This is a genomic window from Planosporangium thailandense, assembly GCF_011947195.1.
Taxonomy (GTDB): domain Bacteria; phylum Actinomycetota; class Actinomycetes; order Mycobacteriales; family Micromonosporaceae; genus Planosporangium; species Planosporangium thailandense.
The window spans coordinates 55,239-78,351 of sequence record NZ_JAATVY010000030.1 but is presented as its reverse complement, the minus strand read 5'-3'; the positions used below and the strand labels follow the sequence as shown (position 1 = coordinate 78,351).

The 23,113-nt window shown below is 70.1% G+C and carries 22 protein-coding genes; 17 read left to right on the top strand and 5 right to left on the bottom strand.

All coding sequences use genetic code 11. The annotated features are described in order from the left end of the window. Window positions 1–263 precede the first annotated feature (263 nt). Complete coding sequence (locus HC031_RS27655) at window positions 264–779, top strand: YceI family protein (RefSeq protein ID WP_167928373.1); 516 nt, start codon at window positions 264–266, stop codon at window positions 777–779. A 20-nt stretch (window positions 780–799) separates the two neighbouring features. On the opposite strand, the gene HC031_RS27650 is transcribed toward HC031_RS27655, so the two are convergent. Beyond that, complete coding sequence (locus tag HC031_RS27650) at window positions 800–2,551, bottom strand: D-apionate lactonase family protein (protein WP_167928372.1); 1,752 nt, start codon at window positions 2,549–2,551, stop codon at window positions 800–802. Between the two features lie 55 nt (window positions 2,552–2,606). After that, window positions 2,607–3,359, bottom strand: coding sequence for a FadR/GntR family transcriptional regulator (locus HC031_RS27645; RefSeq protein WP_167928371.1), 753 nt, complete (start codon window positions 3,357–3,359; stop codon window positions 2,607–2,609). An 83-nt stretch (window positions 3,360–3,442) separates the two neighbouring features. On the opposite strand from HC031_RS27645, the gene HC031_RS34115 reads away from it, so the two are divergent. The 10 genes from HC031_RS34115 (at window position 3,443) to HC031_RS27600 (ending at window position 12,629) form a co-directional block, all read left to right on the top strand. Then, on the top strand, window positions 3,443–3,571 hold the full coding sequence (locus HC031_RS34115) for a hypothetical protein (RefSeq protein WP_277349820.1): 129 nt from the start codon (window positions 3,443–3,445) through the stop codon (window positions 3,569–3,571). Then, entirely contained in the window at window positions 3,568–4,365 is a 798-nt protein-coding gene (locus tag HC031_RS27640) for a TIM barrel protein (protein WP_167928370.1), read from the top strand. The genes HC031_RS34115 and HC031_RS27640 overlap by 4 nt, the downstream gene beginning before the upstream one ends. After that, window positions 4,362–5,234: a phosphogluconate dehydrogenase C-terminal domain-containing protein gene (locus tag HC031_RS27635; protein ID WP_167928369.1), complete on the top strand. Its 873-nt coding sequence runs from the start codon at window positions 4,362–4,364 to the stop codon at window positions 5,232–5,234. The genes HC031_RS27640 and HC031_RS27635 overlap by 4 nt, the downstream gene beginning before the upstream one ends. A gap of 20 nt (window positions 5,235–5,254) precedes the next feature. After that, window positions 5,255–6,007 carry an SDR family NAD(P)-dependent oxidoreductase gene (locus tag HC031_RS27630; RefSeq protein ID WP_167928368.1) on the top strand — a complete coding sequence of 251 codons (753 nt, stop codon included), beginning with the start codon at window positions 5,255–5,257 and terminating at the stop codon, window positions 6,005–6,007. Window positions 6,008–6,288: 281 nt separating this feature from the next. Continuing rightward, the gene (locus tag HC031_RS27625) at window positions 6,289–6,822 is read left to right on the top strand and encodes a hypothetical protein (RefSeq protein ID WP_167928367.1); all 534 of its coding nucleotides are present in this window, start codon (window positions 6,289–6,291) and stop codon (window positions 6,820–6,822) included. Window positions 6,823–7,094: 272 nt separating this feature from the next. Next, the gene (locus HC031_RS27620; protein ID WP_338090859.1) at window positions 7,095–8,990 is read left to right on the top strand and encodes a glycoside hydrolase family 5 protein; all 1,896 of its coding nucleotides are present in this window, start codon (window positions 7,095–7,097) and stop codon (window positions 8,988–8,990) included. Between the two features lie 53 nt (window positions 8,991–9,043). Next, a complete protein-coding gene (locus HC031_RS27615) occupies window positions 9,044–9,979 on the top strand; it encodes a methyltransferase domain-containing protein (protein ID WP_167928366.1) in 936 nt (311 codons plus the stop codon). Further along, a complete protein-coding gene (locus HC031_RS27610) occupies window positions 9,976–10,491 on the top strand; it encodes a hypothetical protein (protein WP_167928365.1) in 516 nt (171 codons plus the stop codon). The genes HC031_RS27615 and HC031_RS27610 overlap by 4 nt, the downstream gene beginning before the upstream one ends. A gap of 85 nt (window positions 10,492–10,576) precedes the next feature. After that, window positions 10,577–11,587: a zinc-binding dehydrogenase gene (locus HC031_RS27605; RefSeq protein WP_167928364.1), complete on the top strand. Its 1,011-nt coding sequence runs from the start codon at window positions 10,577–10,579 to the stop codon at window positions 11,585–11,587. Window positions 11,588–11,693: 106 nt separating this feature from the next. Further along, complete coding sequence (locus HC031_RS27600) at window positions 11,694–12,629, top strand: aldo/keto reductase (protein ID WP_167928363.1); 936 nt, start codon at window positions 11,694–11,696, stop codon at window positions 12,627–12,629. A gap of 3 nt (window positions 12,630–12,632) precedes the next feature. Here HC031_RS27600 and HC031_RS27595 read toward each other — a convergent pair whose 3' ends face one another. Next, a complete protein-coding gene (locus HC031_RS27595) occupies window positions 12,633–13,682 on the bottom strand; it encodes a hypothetical protein (RefSeq protein WP_167928362.1) in 1,050 nt (349 codons plus the stop codon). 336 nt (window positions 13,683–14,018) lie between these two features. On the opposite strand from HC031_RS27595, the gene HC031_RS27590 reads away from it, so the two are divergent. The 4 genes from HC031_RS27590 to HC031_RS27575 all read left to right on the top strand — a co-directional run bounded on the left by HC031_RS27590 (window position 14,019) and on the right by HC031_RS27575 (window position 18,309). Beyond that, window positions 14,019–15,083, top strand: coding sequence for a serine hydrolase (locus tag HC031_RS27590; protein WP_205863318.1), 1,065 nt, complete (start codon window positions 14,019–14,021; stop codon window positions 15,081–15,083). An 87-nt stretch (window positions 15,084–15,170) separates the two neighbouring features. Beyond that, window positions 15,171–16,283, top strand: a complete 1,113-nt coding sequence (locus HC031_RS27585) for a M24 family metallopeptidase (protein ID WP_167928379.1) — start codon at window positions 15,171–15,173, stop codon at window positions 16,281–16,283. 12 nt (window positions 16,284–16,295) lie between these two features. Beyond that, window positions 16,296–16,613 (top strand): hypothetical protein, encoded by a 318-nt coding sequence (locus tag HC031_RS27580; RefSeq protein ID WP_167928361.1) that lies wholly within the window; start codon window positions 16,296–16,298, stop codon window positions 16,611–16,613. 49 nt (window positions 16,614–16,662) lie between these two features. Beyond that, the gene (locus HC031_RS27575; protein WP_167928360.1) at window positions 16,663–18,309 is read left to right on the top strand and encodes a serine/threonine-protein kinase; all 1,647 of its coding nucleotides are present in this window, start codon (window positions 16,663–16,665) and stop codon (window positions 18,307–18,309) included. Window positions 18,310–18,424: 115 nt separating this feature from the next. Here the strand turns inward: HC031_RS27575 and katG are convergent, their stop codons facing one another. Together katG and HC031_RS27565 are read right to left on the bottom strand one after the other, a co-directional pair. Next, the gene (katG, locus tag HC031_RS27570; protein ID WP_167928359.1) at window positions 18,425–20,656 is read right to left on the bottom strand and encodes a catalase/peroxidase HPI; all 2,232 of its coding nucleotides are present in this window, start codon (window positions 20,654–20,656) and stop codon (window positions 18,425–18,427) included. A 34-nt stretch (window positions 20,657–20,690) separates the two neighbouring features. Continuing rightward, entirely contained in the window at window positions 20,691–21,095 is a 405-nt protein-coding gene (locus tag HC031_RS27565) for a Fur family transcriptional regulator (protein ID WP_205863322.1), read from the bottom strand. Window positions 21,096–21,386: 291 nt separating this feature from the next. On the opposite strand from HC031_RS27565, the gene HC031_RS27560 reads away from it, so the two are divergent. After that, complete coding sequence (locus tag HC031_RS27560; RefSeq protein WP_167928357.1) at window positions 21,387–21,836, top strand: MSMEG_6728 family protein; 450 nt, start codon at window positions 21,387–21,389, stop codon at window positions 21,834–21,836. 147 nt (window positions 21,837–21,983) lie between these two features. Beyond that, window positions 21,984–23,111 carry an SPFH domain-containing protein gene (locus HC031_RS27555; RefSeq protein ID WP_167928356.1) on the top strand — a complete coding sequence of 376 codons (1,128 nt, stop codon included), beginning with the start codon at window positions 21,984–21,986 and terminating at the stop codon, window positions 23,109–23,111. The last annotated feature ends 2 nt before the right edge of the window (window positions 23,112–23,113 follow it).

Sequence of the window (23,113 nt, the reverse complement as noted above, 5' to 3'; positions counted from 1 at the left end):
CGTTACCTACATCCGCGGTGTGAGAGGAGCTCCGCCATTGGTGCTACGCCGGCAGGGGGTGCGCTACCCGGCCGACGGCGAGGTATACACCGCCGCCCGGATCAAAATGCCGGACGATCCGGCCACCCGTCGTGATGTGGCCCGAACAAGCACCAGGTCGCCGCCGGTCCGCTGCTCGCGGACCACCCGTCCGGGGTGAGGTCGGATCACGACCTCCGCTGTCACCGTCGCCGTACGCACGACCGGAAATGGAGGCGCGCCGGGTGACGCCTCAGACGACCGCGCCGACAGCGGGCGCGTACCGCGTCGTCGCCGACCGCTCCACGGTCCGGTTCCAGACCAACCACCTCTTCGGCCTCACCAACATCACCGGCGTACTCGCCGTCCGGTCGGGCCGCATCGTGATCGCGGAACCGCTCGCCGCGTCGACGGCCACCGCGACCGTCGACGCGGCGAGCTTCACCACCCTCAACCGCCGACGCGACGCGGCCGTGCGGTCGGCGAAGTTCCTCGACACCGCCCGCCACCCCGACATCACGTTCACCTCGCACGGCCTGCGCCGCTACGCCGGCCAGTGGGTGCTGCACGGCGACCTCACCGTCCGCGCCGCCACCCAACCGGTGGAGCTCACCATCACGCACGCCCGGACCCGGGACGGCGCGCTGCGCGTGCGGGCCACCGCCCTCATCGACCGGTACGCTTTCGGCCTCACGCGGGCCAGATTCGTCACCGCCCGCCACCTCAACGTCGTCGTCGACGTCAGCGCCACCCGTGAGTGAACCCGACCGACGCCACGCGGCTAGTCGACCGGCGCGTCCAGCGTGGCGTGGTGTACCGACCACCCGTCGAGGTCGACCGGTATGGGACGCCGACCGGGACCACCCACCGTGATCGTGCGCGCGGTCGCGGACAGGTTGGCGACGGCCAGTTCCACGGATCCGCCGTCGAGCAGAACGGCAAGTGCCGCGATGCCGTCAGGAGCGGTACAGCGCAGGACCGGTCGTCCGCGGAGCCGGGCGATCCGGTTGAGCACCTTGCCCGCGGGAGTCACGGTCTGGTCGGAGGTGACGATCCCGCGGGGTCCACCGGTCTCGAAGTAGCAAACGCCGGCCACGCCGGCGGCAGCGAGGGACGCGACGCTCCCCAGCGTCCACGCGGCGGTGAAGTCGGTCGGTTGCAAGGGATCGATCGCCCGCAGCGCATCCACGGCGGGATCGGGGGCAGCGGTGGTGGCGACGGCGTTGAAACGTCGAGCCAACGTGACCGGGCCGACGAGCACCGGACGCCCCCCGCCCAACCGGCGCGCGTTCTCCGCCACGATCCGCTGCATCGCGAGGCTGTCGATGAGGTGTGGAATCTCCGTGGCGTGCATCTGCGGGGTGACGCTGAACGTCAACGCGTCCGCGTCCTCGGGAATCTGGTGAATGTTGCGGTTCAACTCCGTGAAGTGCGCGCGCGTCCCGGCGACGAGCTGTCCGGTGAAGCCGTGGCGCCGAACACTGTCGCGAAGGGCTCCCCACAGGGCCGGAGCCGACACGTGGCTGTCGCGGTCGAACACACCGAGCCGAGCGACCGGCAGGCCCGCGAGCTGGGCGACGCACCGGCCGATCGCGTCCGGTTCGGCCGTGACGACACGGACGTCGAGGTGGGCGGTCAGCGCATCGGCCTGCCGGGCCGCTGACCGCAGCTGATCCGGCCACCGCTCCTCCTCCCCCACCAGCTCGACGAGAACCGTCTCGTAGGCGGCGAGGCCGTCCAGCGGCCGCGCGGGCGGCGGGTACAGCGACGCCCCCAGACTGACCGGTGGGAGCACACCGGCGACCGTGGACGAGACGGTCAGCTCCTCCGTGGAAGGGCCGGCACCGGACTCGGCGCGCCCGTCCGCCGCCAGCCGGAGGTGTTGATGGCAGTCCGCCCCCGCGGGAACCGCCACCGGGAACGGGAGGCTCAGCGGTGTGCTGTAGGTCTTGAAGGACGCGTCGGTCCAGTTGCGCTGGTCCTCGGTCTCGAAGACGTCGCCGCTCAGGGACAGGGTCGCGGTGACACCGTCCTTGCGCCACTCGAAGCCGGCCACGTCCCGGAAAGGCTGATGGGGACTGATGTGGGTCGGCCACGAGCCGGTGGTGAGCCCGCCGTCGGTGTGCTTCACGCGAACGGCGCGACCGGCGTCGGCGGCCGGATGCAACACGACCAGCCCGATCCGGTTCCGCTCGAAGTCGACCAGCGCCCGGCCGTCGAAGTCCACGGTGAGCTCGTCGTCGTGTAGACGCAGCCTGGTGGTCGCCTCGTACGCGATACCGTCGGTTTCGAACCGCAGCCGGGTGACGAGGGTGGCGTCAGCGTCGGTGAGGTGCTGGGAGACCACCGCGACCGGCACCGTGTTCCAGTCGCGGTCCCGCACCACGGGCCGGATCGCACGCAGCAGGTGGACACCGTCGAACCGGATGTCGGCGACTTCGTCGCCGCGGACCTCGACCGACCAGCGACCGCGCGCCAACGTACGTGGCGCGCCGCCCATCCTGCTGCGGACGAGGTCACTTCCGGGCATCATCGTCGATCCTCGTGGACGGTGGTAACGACACGTGGCTCCTTGGGCGACCGGCCGATCAGCGGGGTTCCCCGGAAGCGGCGATGAGTCGTTCGCCGGCGCTCTCCATGTGGCTGCTCATGGCCTCTGCCGCGCCCTTGGGATCGCGCGCCCGCAGGGCGGCGAGGATCGCCTCGTGCTCCCGGCAGGTCTGCTGGGCGTGCTCCGGATCGTCCACCGCCCGCTCGACCCAGACCCGGATGAGGGAGCGGACACTCTGCAGCATCTCGCTGAGAAGATCGTTGTCGGCTGCCGCGGCCAGCTCCTGGTGGAACAGCATGTCGGCGGCGACGAACGCGTCCAACGTGCCGGTGTTGGTCTTCATCGTGGCCAGGTGCCCGGCGAGCGTGGATAGGCCGTCCTCGGTGATGGACGTCGCGGCCAGACGGGCGGCCTGGACCTCGAGACCGTGCCGCACCCCGATGAGCTCCCGGGTCTTCTGCTCGCCGAGCAGCATCCCCCAGGACAGCGTCTGCGGCAGCAGCTCGGACACGGTGCCACGGAGGTAGGTGCCCGACCCTGGACGAACGGTCACCACGCCGAGAATTTCGAGCGCCGCCAACGCTTCGCGGATAGCGGATCGGCCGACTCCCAGTGAAGCGGCCAGTTGCCGCTCGGCCGGCAGCCGGATGCCCGGCTCGATGTCCCCACTGGTGAAGTAGGCCAGCAACCGTCTCGCGACCTCGGTAACCGCGGTGACCCCTTCGATGCTCCCGCCAAGCGCCGCGGCGAGCTCGGCCGTGGACGGCGAGGCGGGAAAGGCAGGAGGCATGGCGGGAGAGTACCACGCAACCGGTTGACCAATATTGGTCAACCGGTTGACAGGTTGACCGGCTAATGGCAGCCTCGATCCGCATGAAGCGGGGTCTCAGGTCTGAACCCTGCGGGCCCACGATCACGATGACCGGCGCCGGCGTCCTGATCGGCAACCTCGACGAGGCCACGGGCCTGACCGGCGTCCACCTGCAGGAGGCGACATCGTGACCGTCGGACTGAGTACCTACGCGTTCTTCTGGCAGTGGCAGACCACCGCGGACAGCCCACTGGACCTGATCGACATGATCGACCGGACCGCCGACTGGGACGTGACGCGCTTCCAGATCTGCGACTACCCCCACATCGAGTCCTACGACGACGCCCGACTGGCGGAGCTGCGCCGGCACGCTGAACGCCGTGGCGTCGCACTGGAACTGGGAACGCGGGGGCTGCGACCGGAGCATCTGCGCCGCTACCTGCGGCTCGCCGACCGGCTCGACGTACGCCTGGTCCGCAGCATGTTCAACACCGTCGACCACAAACCGACCAAGGCCGAGGCCATCGAGCTGCTCGGAACCGTGCTGCCGGACTTCGAAAGCGCCGGAGTCACGCTCGCGCTCGAAACCTACGAGCAGGTTCCGGTACAGACCATCGTCGACACCGTCGCGGCGGTGGGCTCACCGAACCTCGGCATCTGCCTCGATCCGGCCAACTCCGTCGCGGCGCTGGAGCACCCCACCCACACCATCGGCATCACCGCGCCGTACGTCCGGAACATCCACGTCAAGGACTTCGCCTTCACGCGCAAGGACGGTTGGGTCGGCTTCACGCTCGCCGGCTGCCCCCTCGGGGAGGGCCTGCTCGACTACGACCACATGGTCGAGGTCGTCCGGCCGGACGAGCGCGGCATCGACCAGATCATCGAGCACTGGCTGCCCTGGCAGGGCGACAGCGAGACGACCATCCGCATCGAGAACGAGTGGAACCTCCACAACCTTCAATACCTGAGGAGCAAGGCATGACCACCGAACCGACCGCCACCAGAAGCCTCACCATCGCGGTCGTCGGCGCCGGCGGCAAGATGGGCATGCGGGTGTCGAACAACCTGCAGCGCAGCAGCCACACCGTCTACTACGCGGAGACCTCCCCCGCCGGTCAGCAGCGCGTCATCGACGCCGGCCGGTCGGTCACCGACAGCGCGACCGCGGTGGCGGACGCCGACGTGGTGATTCTCGCCGTCCCCGACATCGCACTCGCGCCCGTCTCGGCGGAGCTGGTGCCGCAGGTGCGACCGGGCACCGTGGTGCTGACCCTCGACCCGGCGGCCGCCTACGCGAACCTGCTCCACCAGCGCGCTGACGTCGAGTACGCGGTCGCCCACCCGTGCCACCCCTCGGTGTTCCTCCAGCGGCGCACGCCCGAGGAACTGGCCGACACGTTCGGCGGCATCGCGGCGCCACAGAACGTCGTGGCCGCGCTCGAATCCGGCAACGAGGAGAAGCGTGCGGTCGCCGAGGAGGTCATCCGGCTGATGTACGCGCCGGTGATCGATGTCCACTGGGTGACCGTCAAGCAGCTCGCCTACCTGGAGCCCACCCTGGTCGAGACGGTCGCGTGCATGGTGGGCGATCTGCTCAAGGAGGCGCTGCACGAGACCGTCCACACCATCGGCGTCCCGGAGGCGGCCGCCCGCGCCATGCTGCTCGGCCACGTCCAGGTGGCACTGGCCAACACGCTCAAGGGCGACAACCCGTTCTCCGACGCCTGCCTGATCGCGATGGACTACGGCCGCGAGAAGATCATCAAGGATGACTGGAAGTCGATCTTCAACGACGACGAGCTGGACCGGGTACTCACGCGCATGCTGCACCTGGACGCCATCAAGCGGTGATCCGGAAGGGAGGAAACGCCATGTCCAACCGACTGGCCGGCAAGACGGCGCTCGTCACCGGCGCCGGATCCGGAATCGGCCGGCAGGTCGCCACCCGATTCGCCGCCGAGGGCGCCCGGGTGGTCTTCGCCGACCGCAACTATGACGCCGTCACGGTCGCCGCCGGCGACGCCGGGAACACGCTCGCCATCGAGATGGACATTTCGAGCGAGGAGAGCGTGCAGGGCGGTTTCGCCCGCGCACACGCGGCCGGCTTCCAGCCCGACGTCGTGGTCGCGAACGCGGGTGTCCAGCTGTTCGGCCGCGATGCACAGATCGCCGATCTCGACCTCGAGACGTGGCACGAGACCATCGCGATCAACCTGACCGGCACCTTCCTGACCCTCAAGCACGCCGTGCGAGCCATGCTCGACCGAGGGGGGTCGATCATCGTCACCGGCTCCCCCACCGGACTGAACGGCGAAGGAAAGGACTTCACCGCCTACAGCAGTTCCAAGGCCGGCATCCACGGCATGGCCAGGGCGGTTGCCGCCGCCTACGCGACCCGCGGGATCCGCGTCAACACGGTCGTGCCCGGGTACACCGAAACCTCGCTGGTGACGGCGATCTCGACGGACCCCGTCGAACGTGCCGCGATCGTCTCCCGGACCCCCATCGGCCGGCCGGGCACGTCCGCCGATGTCGAAGGGATCATGGTGTACCTGGCCAGCGACGAGTCCAGCTTCGCGACCGGCGCCATCTTCCGGGTGGACGGCGGCATGACCACTCTGTGAGCTCGACGTCCGGGGCGGTTCGCCGCTTCTTCCGGCGATTCCCGGCGTCGTGCTTCCCAGCGGACGGTCGTCAGTTGGGACGGGTCGCCCGCCCGGCTGGCCATGCCGGGCGGGCGTCGTCAGCCGGGTTGACAACCCGGACACAACGAAAGGGCATTTCCGCGGGTCGGGTATGCCCTTCCCGGCCACGGCTGCGCCGTACCCGCACGTGCAGCGACTGTTAACCACCGATTATATTAATATGCTTCGATGGTTAAAGTCCGCACCCGAAGGTCTGGCACATGACAGCCGCACGAATCGGACTGGCCGCCGCCGCCACCGGCACCGCCATCGCGATGGTCGCCGGAGCCTGGCCGACCGCCGCATCCACGGCGCACCTCCAACCCGCCGCAACCGCGTGCGCCATCGCCCACGGCACCGCCGATGCCGCCTGCACACCAGGCGCGCTCAACCCGAGCGTCACCCAGGAGACCATCCACTCGACCATCTGCGTCACCGGCTGGACCGCCACCATCCGTCCACCCGCCAGCTACACCACGGCGTTGAAGAACCGCCAGAAGATCCCCTACGGCGAGGCCGACATCCCCAATTCGGAACTGGAGGAGGACCACCTCATCCCGCTCGAACTCGGCGGCGCCCCGCGCGACCCGGACAACCTGTGGCCCGAACCACGCACCAGCGCAGGCACCACCGACAGCGGCGAGGCGGCCGAGGACAAGGATCGCGAAGAGACCGCCCTCAAGGTTCAGGTCTGCCGTGGCGACATCACGCTGGATGAGGCACAGCAGCAGATCCTGGCCGACTGGACCCATTAGGCGACCGGGATTCGACCGGAGTGTGTTGCGACAACGCCCGGACGCGGCCATCGAGCGCGTCGACCGCTTCCCGCAGGGTGTACCCGTACTCCTTGCGCAGCGCGGCGATGGCCTGGATGTTGCGCCCCTGAATGACGAGCCGGTCGATCTCCGCGGAGTCCACAGTGGCACTGTAGTACGGGACCGCCGGCCAGCGCGGAGCCGACCGGTCACTACATCGATAATGTACGATGAATTGACCCTCAGCTCGCATTCGACCGAAGCGGTGTCCTGTGCGTAGACCCATGGCGGCGCTCGCGACCGTGTCATGCCTGGTGTCCCTGGCAGCCCTGACAACTCCCGCGCTCGCACGGGGTCATGGCAGAGCCGCCGACCCGGTCGGCGCCGGTCTCGGTGATTCGTGGAGCGGCCCGCTGAGCACGGTCGGGCGGTACATCGTCGACGCACGGGGCAACCGGTTCAAGCTGAAGGCGGGCAACTGGCACGGCGCCAGCGGCACCTGGACCGGCAGCGGAGACCCGAACGACCCGGCCAACAACCACGCCGGCGAGAAGTCCGACGAGATGCCCCTGGGGCTGGACCGGGCGCCGATAGCCGAGATCATCGCCAGCTTTCACGAGCTGGGTCTCAACAGCATCCGACTGCCGTTCTCCAACGAGATGATCCACGACACCCGGGCGGTGCCCGACGCGTCGGTCGCCGCCAACCCTCAACTGCGCGGCAGGACGCCGCTCCAGGTGTACGACGAGGTCGTGCGGGCGCTGACCGCCGACGGTTTCGCGGTGATCCTCAACAACCACACCAACACCTCGAAGTGGTGCTGCGGCATCGACGGCAACGAGCGGTGGAACGCCAGCCAGAGCGACGCCCGGTGGGAGAACGACTGGCTGTTCATGGCCCGCCGGTACGCCGGCAACAAGCGGGTGGTGGGCGCCGACCTGTACAACGAGGTGCGCCGCAGCATCCTCGACGATCCGAACTGGGGCCTCGGTGACAGCCACGACTGGCAGGCCGCGTCGCAGCGGGCCGGTGACCGCATTCTCGCCGAGGCGAACCCGGATCTCCTGATCATCGTCGAGGGAATCAACTGGACGGGCCTTCCCATCGACGGCTTTCCACACGGCCGGCCGACGCTGGAGCCCGTCGCGCAGCTGTCACACACCCTCGTCCGCTCGCACAAGCTCGTCTACTCGGCCCACTTCTACGGGTACACGGGGCCCAACCACAGCGGCGCGACGGGCATCGGCGAGACCCACGATCCCCGGTATCAGGATCTGAGTCGGGACCAACTCTTCGACGTGGTGCGGCGGCAGGCACTGTACGTCGCGGAGACCGACGCGCAACACTTCACCGCACCGGTGTGGATCAGTGAGTTCGGCGTGGGCGGCCGGGACAACACCGACCAGAAGTCCCGGGACTGGTTCCACAACTTCGTCGACCTGCTGATCGCCAACGACACCGACTTCGCGTACTGGCCGCTGGTCGGCTGGCACGAGGGCCGCCACGGGAACGGTTGGGCCTTGATGGCCTGGGACGCCGCGGGTCACCGGATGGGCCTCCACGACGGCGACGACTGGCGGGCCGCCGACTGGCAGCGCCTCATCGACGCGCCGGGCCGGACGGGACACCTGGACCCGGTGCGGACGTGGTCGATGCTCACGCTCGACCACGGCGACTTCGACCAGTCGTCGCACATGCGCGGTGAACCGGACTGGGACCCGGGCGCCCGCAAGGCGGTCTGCCCCGACGGCGAACGCCTGGCCGGGTTGAGCCACACCGCGTACCGGGGACTGTGCACCGACGCGGCCGTGGCCGCCGACTACACGGTCGTACGCGACGAGTCCTTCGTCGACGCCGACTGGGCGTACGGCTTCACCAAGCTCCAGTGTCCGCGGGGACAGGCCGTCACGGGGTACTCCGCGCGCGGGGCGGACCTGTCGTCGGTACTGTGCACGCAGCTTTCGGCCGCTGCGGGAACCGCCACCCGGACCGTCTGGTTCGACCGTGGCGACGACCGGCCCGATGGAACACCCGGGGGCGACTTCGCGATCGGTGACTACAAGGGCCAGTGCGCCGGTGACGAGTACGTCGCCGGGGTCGCGTACCGCCGGGTGATCTGGTCCCCCGACGGTGAGCCGGACGCCCTGCTGTGCCGCAAGCTGGCCTGACGCAGTGGTCGAACCGCGCTACGGCAGCGTCCGGTCCGCTATCGTGCGTCACCGTGCCCCACCTCGAGATATCCGACCTGATCACCGCTACGGATCCGCGTAGCGGTGATCGCCTTCCGGTCCGCCGCGGCGACGTGATCCGCCAACTCGAGGAGCACGGCGACCATCGCGCCGCCCGTATCGTCGCCAGCCTGCCCACCGGTCGTGACGATGTCCTCGACCCGCACGCCGTTGACCGGTTGTTGGTCGGCGTGCACACCGAACTGCAGCGCCTCAGCGAGGAGTTGCGTATCGGTGAACGCCTGGTCCACCTGCTCGGCCCACTGTTGGCCGCGGTCCGCGCGGCCGCCACGCCCGCTCGGCCGTTACGCCTGGTCGATGTCGGCTGCGGCCTCGGTTACCTGATCCGCTGGCTCGCCGCCACCCATGCGCTCGGCCCGGACGTCGAGCTCATCGGCGTCGACCTCGACGCCGCCCTGGTCGGCGAGGCCGCGCGCCTCGCCCGGGCCGAGGGGCTCCACTGCCGCTTCGTCCACGGCAACGCCTTCGACCTGCCCGAGGCCGCGACCGTCTACGTTTCCACCGGCGTGCTGCACCACTTCCGGGGTCCCGCCCTGGCGGAGTTCTTCCGGGCTCAGGCCAGCTCCCCGGCTCTCGCCTTCTGCCACTACGACATCGCCGCGACCCGACTCGCACCCGTCGGTGCGTGGGCGTTCCACCGCGCCAGGATGCGCCACCCACTGGGCCGCCATGACGGCGTCGTCTCCGCGTTGCGCGCCCACAGCGACGAGGCGCTGCTCCGGGCGGCCGCGGCCCCTGGCATACGCCCGCTGCTCTACGAACCCCGAGGCATGTCCAACCCCTTCTGCACCACGCTGCGCCCCGTCCTCGGGATCCGCCCTCACCTGGAGGCCCCGCTGCGTCGAGCCCTCGGACGTGCCTCCCGCAGGTTGGTCGGCCCGGAACAGTTGGCCGAGGTTGTCCGATGACCCCCGCCGCGCCGCTCGTGACGCTCGGCCTCGTCGACGCGGCGTTCAGCGGCTTTCGCGCCTACGCCGGACGCGACGCCCGCATCCGCAAGCGCGCCGCCATCGTCCGGTCCGCGCTGCGTGGCCTGGCCGTCGGCGCCGTCCTGCTCCTCGCTCCCGCCGTGACAGCGGGTACCGTGCTGCTGACAGCGGACGATCCGGCCCTCGCCTACGCTGCCCTCGCCGCCGGTGGCGCAGGCTATCTGCGGCCGCTCGCGGTCTACGCCACCACCGTGGTGCTGTCATTGGCCGCCTACTTCGTACTGCCGTTCCGTGTCAGCACCCTCGCCATGGTTGTCGGCCTCGGACCGCTGACCCTGCTGCGACCGCTCGCCATCGTCGCGGCCTGCCTCGGCGCGCTACTCAACGGTGGAGGTTTTACCTCCCTGCTCGTGGGCTCGGTCGCTGGCGGTGCCGTGCTCTGCGTCGAACCGATCGTCCATCGCCGCTGGTACGCCTCCGTGGTCCACTGAGCGACCTGGCTGCCGGGCGGCGGGCGACCGGTACTGGCCGTTCACCAGTTGGGCGGCCGACGCCGGTCGGGCATACCGTAGGACCGTGGCGAACCGGACAAGCCGTGAAGTACACCTCGCGTCCCGCCCCACGGGCTGGCCCACCGCCGACAACTTCCGGCTGGTCGAGGTGCCGGTCCCCGCGCCCGGCCCGGGCCAGGTGGTCGTCCGCAACCTGGTGATGTCCGTCGACCCGTACATGCGGGGGCGGATGAACGACGTGGAGTCCTACGTCGCGCCGTTCCGGCTGGGCGAAGCCCTTGACGGTGGGGCGGTCGGCGAGGTGGTCGCGTCGGACAGCCCCGACCTCGCCGTCGGCGACCTGGTCCTGCACGGACTCGGCTGGCGGGAGTACGCGCTGCTCGACGCGGCCAGGGCGCGCAAGGTCGACGCGCACGCCGCACCGCCCTCGGCCTACCTCGGCGCACTCGGCATGGTCGGGCTGACCGCGTACGTGGGGCTGCTCGACGTCGCGGCCATGAGACCGAGGGACACCGTCTTCGTCTCCGGCGCCGCCGGCGCGGTGGGCAGCATCGCAGGACAGATCGCGAAGCTGCGCGGATCCCCCCGGGTCATCGGCAGCGCCGGGTCCGACGCCAAAGTCGAGTACCTCACCCGCGAACTCGGCTTCGACGCGGCGTTCAACTACAAAAAGGCCCCGGTCGCCGAACAGCTCAAGGAAGCGGCGCCGGACGGCATCGACGTGTACTTCGACAATGTCGGCGGTGAGCATCTGGAAGCGGCGATCTCGTCGCTGAACAGGTTCGGTAGGGCCGCGCTGTGCGGGGCGATCTCGGGGTACAACCTCGCGGAGGCGCCGTCTGGGCCGCGCAACCTCTGGCTCGCCATCAGCAACCGGTTGACCCTGCGCGGGTTCCTCGTCGGCGACCACGCCGACCGGACGCCGGACTTCCTCGCCGAGGTCGGCCGCTGGCTGCGGGAGGATCGGCTCCGGGTCGACGAGACGGTGGTCGAGGGCATCGAGAACGCTCCCGACGCGTTCCTCGGCATGCTGCGCGGCGAGAACCTGGGCAAGATGCTGGTCCGCCTGGCCTGACTCGACTGTGACGTACGACCGGTCCGCCCGCCCCGCGCGACAAACATGATCAACAGCGCGGCTAACGTCGTGATCGGCAGCCGAAAGCACGAGAGGTTCCGATCGCATGGCGCGCATCAGCAGCACCGACCTGGACGTATTCCCCCTCGCCCTGGGCGGCAACGTGTTCGGCTGGACCGCCGACGAGGAGCGGTCGTTCGCGGTGCTTGACGCGTACGCGCAGGCCGGCGGCAACTTCATCGACACCGCCGACAGTTACTCCGCCTGGGTACCGGGCAACTCGGGCGGCGAGTCCGAGACCATCATCGGCCGCTGGATGGCCGCTCGTGGCAACCGCGACCAGATCGTCGTGGCGACGAAGGTCAGCCAGCACCCCGAGGCGAAGGGCCTGTCCCGCCCCACCATCCGGCGGGCGATCGACGCGTCCCTGCGCCGGCTGCGGACCGACCACGTCGACCTGTACTACGCCCACTTCGACGACCCGAACACGCCGCTGGAGGAGACCGTCACCGCCCTCGGCGAGCTGGTACGCGAGGGCAAGGTGCGTTACATCGCCGCGTCCAACTACAGCGTGCAGCGGCTGGAGGAATGGCTGAAGATCACCGAGGCCGAGGGGCTGCCCCGGATCGTGGCGCTCCAGCCGCACTACAACCTGGTCGAGCGGGACACGTTCGAGGGCGGGCTGAGCGACCTCGCCGCCCGCGAGGGGCTGTCGGTGGTGCCCTACTACGCCCTGGCCAGCGGCTTCCTCACCGGCAAGTACCGTGACGGCGCCCCCGCCGACGACAGCCCACGGGCCGGCGGCGCGGCCTCCTACCTCAACGACCGCGGCCGCCGGGTCCTCGCCGCACTCGACGAGGTCGCGGCGGCGCACTCCACGGCCGTCGCGACCGTCGCGCTGGCGTGGCTGGCGGCCCAGCCGACCGTCGTCGCGCCGCTCGCCAGCGCCAGAAACGTCGAGCAGTTGCCGGATCTGCTCGCGGTCGCGGACCTGCGGCTGACCGACGACGAGCTGCGGCTGCTGACCCAGGCGTCGGCGTAGACGTCAGCCGGCGAGCACCTCGCCGGCGAGCACGGCGGTGGAGACGGGCTCGACCCGGGCCCGCATGTCCGCGTACGCCGTGACCAGTGCGGGTCCGGTCAGGACGCTGACCGCGGCGGTCACCACGACCTGGAAGGCCGTGCTGATCACCGTTCCGCCAACGAGCGCGCCGGTGCTGGCGCCCGTCCCGGCCGCGGCGTGGATGAGCAGCTGGACCGGCACGGTCAGGATTCCACCCGCGAGGCTCAGCCCGTAGAGGGTAGCGATCCGGCCGACGGAGACGCCGAGATTCTTGTTGAAGAGCGTGAAGCAACGGCTGATGATGCCGCCGCGTTCGGCCATCACCACCACCGGCAGCGGATACAGGACGGCGCCGAAGTAGATCGCCGGAAGAAAGCAGGCGCACACGCCGCCGAGGACGATCACGCCACCGAGCAGGCTCCAGCCCACCAGTGGAAGAAGCCGGGGCAGGGCCGCCCGCAGCGAACCCGCAACGCTCACCGGCGCTCCGGATGCGGCGCTGACCACGACGTGCGTGGTGGCCAACTGGACCACGAACATGATCAACACCGTGATGGCCACACCGGCGAACACGAGGCCCAACCCGCCGAGCACCTGGCCTGCTGAGACGTCAGGCCCGCTGAGCGGGGTCTGCGGGTCGAGCGGGGTCTGCGGGTCGAACGGGGTCCGCGTCAGGTTTCGGGTCCAGACGGCCTGGACGGCAAAGACCAGGCCGAGCACCACGAACGATGCCGCGGCGTTGAAGGCCTGGAGGGTCGCCAGGGTACGCCAGTGACCCTTGACGAAGGCGGTGGTACGCCGCCACCAGCCGCCGTAGTCGGGGCTGATCAGCGGGTCGGCGGGATCCAGGTACGGGCCCGGCCACCAGCCAGCGGGCGGCGGGTACCCGCCGGGCCGCAACGGCGCGGGACCGGACCACGCCGGAGGCTGGTCGGGGGCCGGCGATGGTCGAGGCTGGTCCGGGGCCGGCCACTGTGGAGGAATGTCGGGATCGGGCTGCGGCGTACCGGAGATCGGCGGTTGGTCGGCCACGATTCCCTCTCTGATCATCCAATCTGGCAGCGCACACAATAGGCCCTCCGCGGCCTGCGATGTGTCCCTCGGGCGGGCGAGATTCGCCACCCGCCGGCCTGTCGGCGACGGGTAGCGGGCCAGCTGGCGACGTCGTACCCACGGCGCGGGCGCACCTGCGGGACGGGCCGCAAGGCCGACCGAGCGGTACCGCCGGGCAAGCGGTATGTCGGTTGCTGCGCCCACTGAACGGCCAAGGTTTGTGTATAGGGCGGTACAGGCATTAGGCCGTACTTGCCGCGTGCGAGAAGAACGTCCCACATCGATCCTCACTCGAACCAGACCAGGGGGTTGTTCATGCTCAACAGGCACGCCCGGTTGGTCGTCGTCACCGCGTCCGCCGTGGGAGTGGCCCTGGCGGCCAGCGGCGCCCTGGCCGGCAGTGCGGCAGCCCGTACCACCACACATAGGAACGCCTCGGCATCCGCGAGCGGCTTCGCGGCGTCACAAGCCGTCACCGCCGTGTCCCAGGAGCAGCCCGCCCACCCCACCAACGCCAACTCCGGCAGCGTGTCCACCATCGACACCACCACGGACAAGGTCGCCACGATCATGGCGGTCGGGAAGTACTCGCGCGTCGCCATCACCGACCGCCCGCCCCACGCCGACGCAGCGCCTGCCGTCTGCGCTTCGTCCCGAAACCCCGGCCTCGCCGCCACCGTGTCGCGCGACATCATCGCCGCGCTCGCGGGTCGCACGAGCACCGTCGCCGTCGCCGTCGCCGATCCGGGCACCGGCGTCACCTGCGGACTGCGCGCGGACCGGCACTTCGATTCGGCCAGCGTCGTGAAGGTGACGATCCTCGCCGCGCTGCTCCGCCAGACCCAGGAGCAGCATCGACAGCTGACCCACCAAGAGGACCAACGAGCCATCGCCATGATCACAAAATCGGACAACGCCGCCGCCACCGCGTTGTGGCGCCAGCTCGGACGCGCGACCGTCCAACACTTCCTCCAGTTGGCCGGCATGAGCCAGACGGTCCTCGGCTCAGACGGCCGCTGGGGCCTGACCCAGATCACCGGCCTCGATCAGCTCAAGCTGCTGTCCCTGCTCGACAACGCGAACACCGTCCTCACCGATACCTCCCGTGGCTACGTGCTCAACCTCATGAGCCGCGTCGTGCCGGGGCAGCGCTGGGGCGTACCGGCGGGAGCCCCCGCAGGCGTCAGGATCCAGGTGAAGAACGGATGGATGTCTCGCGCCACGCACGGGTGGCGCATCAACAGCATCGGCAGCTTCGCCGGCCCCGGCCGCACGTACGAGATCGTCGTCCTCACGCAGGACAACGCCTCGATGGCGTACGGAGTCACCACAGTGGAAAGGGTTGCCCGCGCCGTACACAAGGACCTGAATCCGGGTTAGCCGTCCACCGCCGGCAGCCGGCGCGGCGACCGGGTCGGCCGAGCCGCGTAACGTTCGGCGGTGAGCCGCCTGCCCGAGGAGACGCCCATGCTCGATCTCGCCGACCGCCTCACCCGTGCCCGCGACGCCGCGGCCGCAGCCGGCCTCGACGCCATACTGATCACGCCCGGCGCCGATCTGCGCTATCTCACCGGCTACGACGCGCGACCCTACGAACGCCGCACCTGCCTCGCGGTCCCCGCGGACGCGGACCCCTTTCTGGTCGTACCGGAGCTCGAGGAGCCGGCGGCGCTCGCCTCACCCGCAGGCGCGCTGGGACTTTCCATGGTGAGCTGGGCCGAGACCGTCGACCCCTACGCCCTGGTCGCCTCCCGGCTGCCCCGCGGCATGACCCGCGTCGGGCTGGACAACCAGATGTGGATCGAGAAGGCGATCGCCTTTCGCACCGCCCTCCCCGACGTCGAGCAGTGCCTGGCCGGCGAGGTGCTGCAGCGCCTGCGGATGCGCAAGAGCCCAGCCGAGATCGACGCGCTTCGCCGTGCCGCGGCCGCCATCGACCGGGTACACGAGCGGGTCGGCGAGTGGCTGCGGCCCGGGCGTACCGAGCGGGCCGTCGGGCGGGACATCGCCGAGGCGATCCTCGCCGAAGGGCACGTGCGGGTCGACTTCGTCATCGTCGCCTCGGGACCGAACAGCGCCAGTCCGCATCACGAGCTGTCCGACCGAATCGTCCAGGCCGGCGAGCCGGTGGTGGTGGACATCGGCGGTACCACGGGGGACGGTTACTGCTCGGATTCCACGCGCGTCTACGCGCTCGGCCAGCCCCCGGACGGGTTCCTGCGCCTGTACGAGGTCCTGCTGCGCGCGCAGCAACTTCAAACGACGGCGGTTCGGCCAGGGGTCACCGCCGAGCAGCTCGACGCGGTCGGCCGCGATCTCATCACCGACGCCGGATACGGGCCGTATTTCGTACACCGCACCGGGCACGGGATCGGCCTGGAGACCCACGAGGAGCCATACATCGTGGCGGGTTCGAGCCTGCCGCTGGAGCCAGGCATGGCCTTCTCCGTCGAACCAGGCATCTACCTGCCCGGCCGGTACGGCGCGCGGATCGAAGACATCGTCGCCTGCACCCCCGACGGCGGCGACCGGCTCAACCGGACCACCCGGGACCTGGTCGTGCTCGGGACCACGGCCTGACCAAACAGATGGATGATCAAGATCGAGGCCAGTCGTCGTTCAGGGAGCAGCATGACCGAGCGTTATGGATGGTTCACCTATGGCCGCAACCCCACTGGCGAGGTGGGCGGGTGGACCATTACCCGTACCCCGGACGATCCTCCGATCGTCGTCTGGCACGTGGCCGACACCACCTGGATCGTGGACGACGACGTCAACGACCAGCACGCCCGGCTCAACGGGTTTACGGAAGCTGAGATCACGGCCGCGTTGACGTTCGCGCGGGCGTTGAACTGGGTACCGTCGCAAGCGGAGTATGTGGTGCGGGACCTGAATTCCGAACGGCGATAGCCGGACGATCACAGGTGTAGACAATCATGGGCGCGGGCAATGGAAGCTCATGGTAGCCGTACGCCTGTTGACCGACCGGTACCGCCTGATCGACCGCCTGGGCGCGGGCGGCATGTCGGTGGTGTGGCGGGCCCATGACGAGGTGCTCGGGCGCTACGTTGCGGTGAAGATGCTCAGCAGCCGGTTCGCCGGCGATGCGGCCTCACGGGACCTCATCCGGGCGGAGGCGCAGGCGGCGGCTCGGCTGTCCCACCCGAACGTGACGAGTGTGTACGACTACGGCGAGGCCGTGGAGCCGGACGGCGCCCGGGTGCCGTTCGTGGTGATGGAGCTGGTTGACGGCGTCACGCTCGACGTCCGGCTGGCGCAGGGGCCCGTACCCTGGCCGGTCGCGGTACGGATGGCGGCCGAGGTCGCCGCGGCCCTGGCGGCGGCGCATACGCAGGGGCTGGTGCACCGCGACATCAAGCCGGCGAACGTGATGCTCACATCGGCCGGGGTGAAGGTGGTCGACTTCGGGATCGCGGCTCTGGCCGGCGCGGACGCCGACAGTTCGACGACCATCCTCGGCACCCCGGCCTACCTGGCGCCGGAGCGACTGAGCGGCGATGCGGTCACACCGGCGAGCGACGTGTACGCCCTCGGCCTGCTGCTGTTCCGCATGCTCACGGGCCGATTGCCGTGGCAGGCCGACACGGTCACGCAGATGATCGAGGCCCATCAGTACACCGAACCGCAGCCGCTTCCGCCGGTCGCCGGGCTACCCGCCGCGGTGGTCGACGTGGCCGCGCGCAGCCTCGCGAAGACGCCGGACAACCGCCCGAGCGCGCACGAGGTCGCCGCTACCCTGTCGACCGCCGTCGGGATACAGGTGGCCCTTCCGCTCGACGACGCGCTGACCTGGAACGCGGTGCCGTCGGCGGACGCGCCCACGGAGCCGGTCGGCGCTGTCCGTGCCGTCAGTGCCGGGCGGTGGTGGGCTCACCATCCCCGGCTGGCCGCGGCGGGCGCGACGGCCGTCGTCACCGTCACCGGGCTGTCCGCGTGGGCAGGGGTCGGAACGACGACGCAGTCGACGGCGCAGGCTCTGTCGGTACGGCAGCAGGAGGCCGCGTCGCCGCCGCCGCCGGTCTCCTGCGAGGTGCGCTACCAGACCCGCAACGATGAGGGCGGGACGTTCGGCGTCGACATCGCCGTCGTCAACAGCGGCACCCGGTCGATGGACGCCTGGACCTTGCGCTTCGACTTTCCCGCCGACCAGCGACTGACCGGCGGTACCGGAGCCGAGTGGACGCAGTCCGGTCACGCGGTGACCGCTCGTGGCGCCGGGGCGCTCGCCGCCGGTGCGACGGCGACAGCCGGTCTGACCGGCGGCTACCAGACGTCCAACCCGATTCCGCTGGTGTTCACGCTCAACGGCGCGCCCTGCCGGGCCACGATCACCGGCGCTACGGCCACCCCGGTTACCGTGGCCGCCACCACCCAGGACACCGCCCATCCGGCCGGCGTCTCGGCAGGCACCAGCGGTGGATCCGGTGGTACGTCCCCCGGTGAACGCGGGCACGGCGACCGGAGCCGGAAGCAGCCCGGCCACGGGCATCCCGACCAGCACCAGTCCCACGGCAACAGCGGACATGCCCGCCAGAAGCAGCCCGGCCACGGCAACAGCGGGCCAGGCGGGGGCCATGGCGGCTGAGCCGGCCCCGAAGCGCAGACCCCGCCATGGCGCCCGCCGGCCGGTGGCCAGACGGTCACCCGGCAACGACGAGGGGGCATATCCCTCAACGGGATATGCCCCCTGGACATCGGGATCAGGCCAGGTCGTACCGACCCAGGTTCATCACCTTGGCCCACGCCGCGACGAAGTCGCGCACGAACTTCTCCCGCGCGTCGTCGCTCGCGTAGACCTCCGCGAGCGCCCGCAGCTCCGAGTTCGAACCGAAGACGAGGTCGGCGCGGCTGCCGGTCCACTTGACCTCGCCGGTGGCGGAGTCACGGCCCTCGAAGGTGTTCGCGTCCTCGGACGTCGCCTTCCACGTCGTGCCCATGTCGAGCAGGTTGACGAAGAAGTCGTTGGTCAGCGAACCGGGGGTCGCGGTGAAGACACCCAGCGACGACCGCTTGTAGTTCGCGTCCAGGACGCGGAGGCCCCCGACGAGGACGGTCATCTCGGGCGCGGTCAGGGTCAGCAGGTTCGCCTTGTCGACCAGGAGGAACTCGGCCGGAATGCGGAGGCCCTTGCCGAGGTAGTTGCGGAACCCGTCGGCGGTCGGCTCCATCGCGGCGAACGACTCCACGTCGGTCTGCTCCTGCGACGCGTCCGTACGACCCGGTGTGAAGGGCACCTCGATGTCGAAGCCGGCGGTCCTGGCGGCCTGCTCGACGGCCGCGGACCCGGCGAGCACGATCAGGTCGGCGATCGAGACCTTCTTGCCACCGGTCTGGGCTGCGTTGAACGCCTCCTGGATACCCTCCAGGGCGCGCAGCACCCGGACCAGCTGGTCGGGGTCGTTGACCTCCCAGCTGTTCTGCGGCTCGAGGCGGATACGCGCGCCGTTGGCGCCGCCGCGCTTGTCGCCACCGCGGAACGTCGACGCCGACGCCCACGCGGTGGAGACCAGCTCGGACACCGACAGGCCCGAGGCCAGGATCTGGGCCTTGAGGGCGGCGATGTCCGCGGCGTCGACCAGCTCGTGGTCCACCGGCGGGACCGGGTCCTGCCAGATCAGCGTCTCGGCCGGGACCTCCGGGCCGAGGTAGCGCTCGATCGGCCCCATGTCGCGGTGGGTCAGCTTGAACCACGCGCGGGCGAAGACGTCGGCGAACTCGTCCGGGTTCGCCAGGAAGCGCCGCGAGATCTGCTCGTAGATCGGGTCGAACCGGAGGGCGAGGTCCGACGTGAGCATCCGCGGTTCGCGGTGCTTCGTCGCATCGTGCGCCTCGGGCACCATGTCGGCGCCCGCGCCGTTCTTGGGACGCCACTGGTTCGCGCCAGCCGGCGACTTCATCAGCTCCCACTCGTAGGCGAAGAGGATGTGGAAGAACTCGTTGTCCCACCGGGTCGGGTGGTAGGTCCAGGTGACCTCCAGACCGCTGGTGATCGCGTCGGCGCCCTTACCGGTACCGAAGCTGTTCTTCCAGCCCAGGCCCTGCTCCTCGAGCGGGGCGCCCTCGGGCTCCGGGCCGACGTGGTCGGCGGGGCCGGCACCGTGGGTCTTGCCGAAGGTGTGACCACCGGCGATGAGCGCGACCGTCTCCTCGTCGTTCATCCCCATGCGGTAGAACGTCTCGCGGATGTCGCGGGCCGAGGCGAGCGGGTCAGGGTTGCCGTTCGGGCCCTCCGGGTTGACGTAGATGAGGCCCATCTGGACCGCGGCGAGCGGGTTCTCAAGCTCCCGGTCGCCGGTGTAGCGCTCGTCGCCGAGCCACGTGGTCTCCGGACCCCAGTAGACGTCCTCCTCGGGCTCCCATACGTCGGGACGGCCGCCGCCGAAGCCGAAGGTCTTGAAGCCCATCGACTCCAGGGCGACGTTGCCGGCGAGGATCATGAGGTCGGCCCACGAGATCTGCTGACCGTACTTCTTCTTGACCGGCCACAGCAGGCGGCGAGCCTTGTCGAGGTTGCCGTTGTCCGGCCAGCTGTTGAGCGGCGCGAAGCGCTGCATGCCGGCGCCGGCGCCGCCGCGACCGTCGTGGATGCGGTACGTGCCCGCGCTGTGCCACGCCATCCGGATCATGAACGGGCCGTAGTGTCCGAAGTCTGCCGGCCACCAGTCCTGCGAGGTCGTCAGCACCTCCGCGATGTCCTGCTTCACGGCGGCGAGGTCGAGGCCGGAGAACGCCTCGGCGTAGTTGAACTCCGCACCGAGGGGGTTCCGCTCGGTGGGGTTCTTGGCGAGGATCTTCAGGTTGAGGCTGTTGGGCCACCAGCCGCGGTTGCCGCCGCCCTGGGTCGGGTGGGGGGCGCGTCCGTGTGCGACCGGGCAGCGGGACTCGGCGCCCGCCTCCGCGTCATGGACGACGGCGTCGTGGTTCTCGGACATCGGGTTCCTTCCGTGATGTGGCGGATCAAGGGGATCAGGAATTGTCTGCGGTGGAACAACCGGAGCACAGGCCCCAGTAGATGACCTCGGCCTCGTCGATCGAGAAGCCGCCGTCGTCGGAAGCGGTCAGACAGGGCGCCTCGCCGACCGCGCAGTCGACGTCGGCGATGAGACCGCATGATCGGCAAACGACGTGGTGGTGGTTGTCCCCGACCCGCGCCTCGTAGCGAGCCACGGAGCCGGACGGCTGGATGCGCCTTACCAGACCCGCGGCGGTCAGCGCGCGCAGCACGTCGTAGACGGCCTGGTGGGACACCTCACGGAGATCCTCACGGACGACACCGATGATCGAGTCCGTGTCGGCGTGCGGATGGCCGTGCACCGCGGACAGCACCGCTACCCGGGGACGCGTCACACGCAGCGCAGCCCCGCGCAGCATGCGCTCGAAGTCCGACGTCGTTGGCACGCTCCGAAGTCTGGCCCGTTTTCTGGAATCAATCAAGATTCAGGCATCGTACGTTCGACTGATAAACGATCGCAACATGGACAGGCCCCGGCTGCCGAAAGTACCGATTTCACAACGCCTCATATCGGAACGAGCCGGGCAGGGTTCCCGCGCGGCCGCTCGTCACCTCGCCACGCAGCGAGCCGTACGGACGGACCGCCGGAGCACCGAGAAGTTCGCGGTCGTCGTCATGCACCGCGGTCCACCGGGTAGACCCGGCGTTCGGTGCAGACGTTTCTGCCGTACCCGGACTTTCACGCGAGCGCCGTGGCGCTCGACCCACGGCGGCTGGGCAAGCAACGCGTCGAAGCGCTCCAGGTGCTGCGGGCCCTGGTACGACCGGAGTACGGCTGGAAGCGTCATCCCGCGGTCCGGATGTGGACCGGGTACGAGGAGGCCCTGGTCCGGTACGGGCTCGAGGTGTGCGCCGTCTGGTGCGCCGCGGACCGGCCCGACACCTGCGCGACGAGCATCGCGGCCGAGTACGCGGGTCCCGTGCGCACCCAGTCGGAGTTGGCCGTCGCCAGCGAGCTTCCGCCCTGGCTGGGCCGCGAAGACCTGCACCTGAGCCACCGCTCCGCGCTGGTGCGCAAGGACCCCGCGTGGTACCGGCCGCTCTTCGGCGACATCTCCGACGACCTGCCGTACGTGTGGCCGGCCTCGGACCGCGCATAGCCGGCCGGCGGCGGACGTGGCCGTAGCCGGTCGTCAGCCGCACCCGAAACCGACCCCCGCCCGCGCGACCAACCCCCTACCGTTGCTGGAGGTTGTTATTGTTCGCTCGGCGTGATCAATACGCCAGGGCACCGTGGGAGGCCGTTTATGGGCTTGATGGACAAGATCCGAGGCCAGTTCATCGACATCGTCGAGTGGCTGGACGCCAGCCGCGACACGATCGTCTGGCGCTTCCCGCGACACGACAACGAGATCAAGATGGGCGCCCAGCTCGTCGTCCGCGAGTCGCAGGCGGCGGTCTTCGTCAACGAGGGCCAGATCGCCGACGCCTTCGGCCCCGGCATGTACACGCTCGAGACCGCCAACCTGCCGATCCTCTCCGACCTCAAGGGCTGGAAGTACGGCTTCAACTCGCCGTTCAAGGCCGAGGTGTACTTCGTCAACACCCGGCAGTTCACGGACCTGAAGTGGGGCACCCAGAACCCGGTCATCGTCCGGGACCCCGAGTTCGGCGCAGTGCGGCTGCGCGCGTTCGGCGCCTACTCCGCCCGCGTCGTCGACCCGGCCAAGCTGCTGCGCGAACTGGTCGGCACCGACCAGCAGTTCCGCACCGAGGAGGTGGAGGGGTACCTGCGGCAGATGATCGTGGGCCGGCTGGCCGGCGCGCTGGCCACCGCCCAGGTGCCGGTCCTCGACCTCGCAGCGCATCAGGAGACGATCGGCGACCGCCTCGCCGGGGTGCTGAGCGATGACCTCGCGTCGGTCGGCATCGCGATCCCCAAGTTCATCATCGAGAACATCTCCCTGCCGCCGGAGGTGGAGCAGGCCCTCGACAAGCGCACCCAGATGGGCATCGTGGGCGACCTGGACCGGTACACCCGCTTCCAGACGGCGAACGCGATCGGGGACGCGGCGCGCAACCCGGGCGGCGGCGCGGGTGAAGGGATGGGCCTCGGCCTGGGGATGGCGGTCGGCCAGCAGATAGCGGCGAGCCTCAACAGGCCGGCCGCGCCGGAGACGCCCGCCGCGCCCGCCGCGCCAGCCGGGCCAGGGGGTCCACCACCGCTACCGGTGCAGCAGCAGTGGTACGTCGGCGTGGGCGGCCAGCAGCGGGGGCCGTTCGACCTGGCCGAGCTGGCCGCGCAGGTGGCGAGCGGCACGCTGACCCCGACGACGCTGGTGTGGACGACGGGGATGCCTGCGTGGGCACCGGCGCAGCAGGTGCCCGAGTTGACAGCCGTCTTCGGTGGCCCGCCGCCGCTCCCGCAGTCCTGATC

Coding starts and splice junctions, on each gene's coding strand:
- HC031_RS27650 (WP_167928372.1), bottom strand. CDS start 2,551: ATGATGCCCGGAAGTGACCTCGTCCGCAGCAGGATGGGCGGCGCGCCA.
- HC031_RS27645 (WP_167928371.1), bottom strand. CDS start 3,359: ATGCCTCCTGCCTTTCCCGCCTCGCCGTCCACGGCCGAGCTCGCCGCG.
- HC031_RS34115 (WP_277349820.1), top strand. CDS start 3,443: ATGAAGCGGGGTCTCAGGTCTGAACCCTGCGGGCCCACGATCACGATG.
- HC031_RS27635 (WP_167928369.1), top strand. CDS start 4,362: ATGACCACCGAACCGACCGCCACCAGAAGCCTCACCATCGCGGTCGTC.
- HC031_RS27630 (WP_167928368.1), top strand. CDS start 5,255: ATGTCCAACCGACTGGCCGGCAAGACGGCGCTCGTCACCGGCGCCGGA.
- HC031_RS27625 (WP_167928367.1), top strand. CDS start 6,289: ATGACAGCCGCACGAATCGGACTGGCCGCCGCCGCCACCGGCACCGCC.
- HC031_RS27610 (WP_167928365.1), top strand. CDS start 9,976: ATGACCCCCGCCGCGCCGCTCGTGACGCTCGGCCTCGTCGACGCGGCG.
- HC031_RS27600 (WP_167928363.1), top strand. CDS start 11,694: ATGGCGCGCATCAGCAGCACCGACCTGGACGTATTCCCCCTCGCCCTG.
- HC031_RS27590 (WP_205863318.1), top strand. CDS start 14,019: ATGCTCAACAGGCACGCCCGGTTGGTCGTCGTCACCGCGTCCGCCGTG.
- HC031_RS27585 (WP_167928379.1), top strand. CDS start 15,171: ATGCTCGATCTCGCCGACCGCCTCACCCGTGCCCGCGACGCCGCGGCC.
- HC031_RS27580 (WP_167928361.1), top strand. CDS start 16,296: ATGATCAAGATCGAGGCCAGTCGTCGTTCAGGGAGCAGCATGACCGAG.
- HC031_RS27575 (WP_167928360.1), top strand. CDS start 16,663: ATGGTAGCCGTACGCCTGTTGACCGACCGGTACCGCCTGATCGACCGC.
- katG (WP_167928359.1), bottom strand. CDS start 20,656: ATGTCCGAGAACCACGACGCCGTCGTCCATGACGCGGAGGCGGGCGCC.
- HC031_RS27565 (WP_205863322.1), bottom strand. CDS start 21,095: ATGCTGCGCGGGGCTGCGCTGCGTGTGACGCGTCCCCGGGTAGCGGTG.
- HC031_RS27555 (WP_167928356.1), top strand. CDS start 21,984: ATGGGCTTGATGGACAAGATCCGAGGCCAGTTCATCGACATCGTCGAG.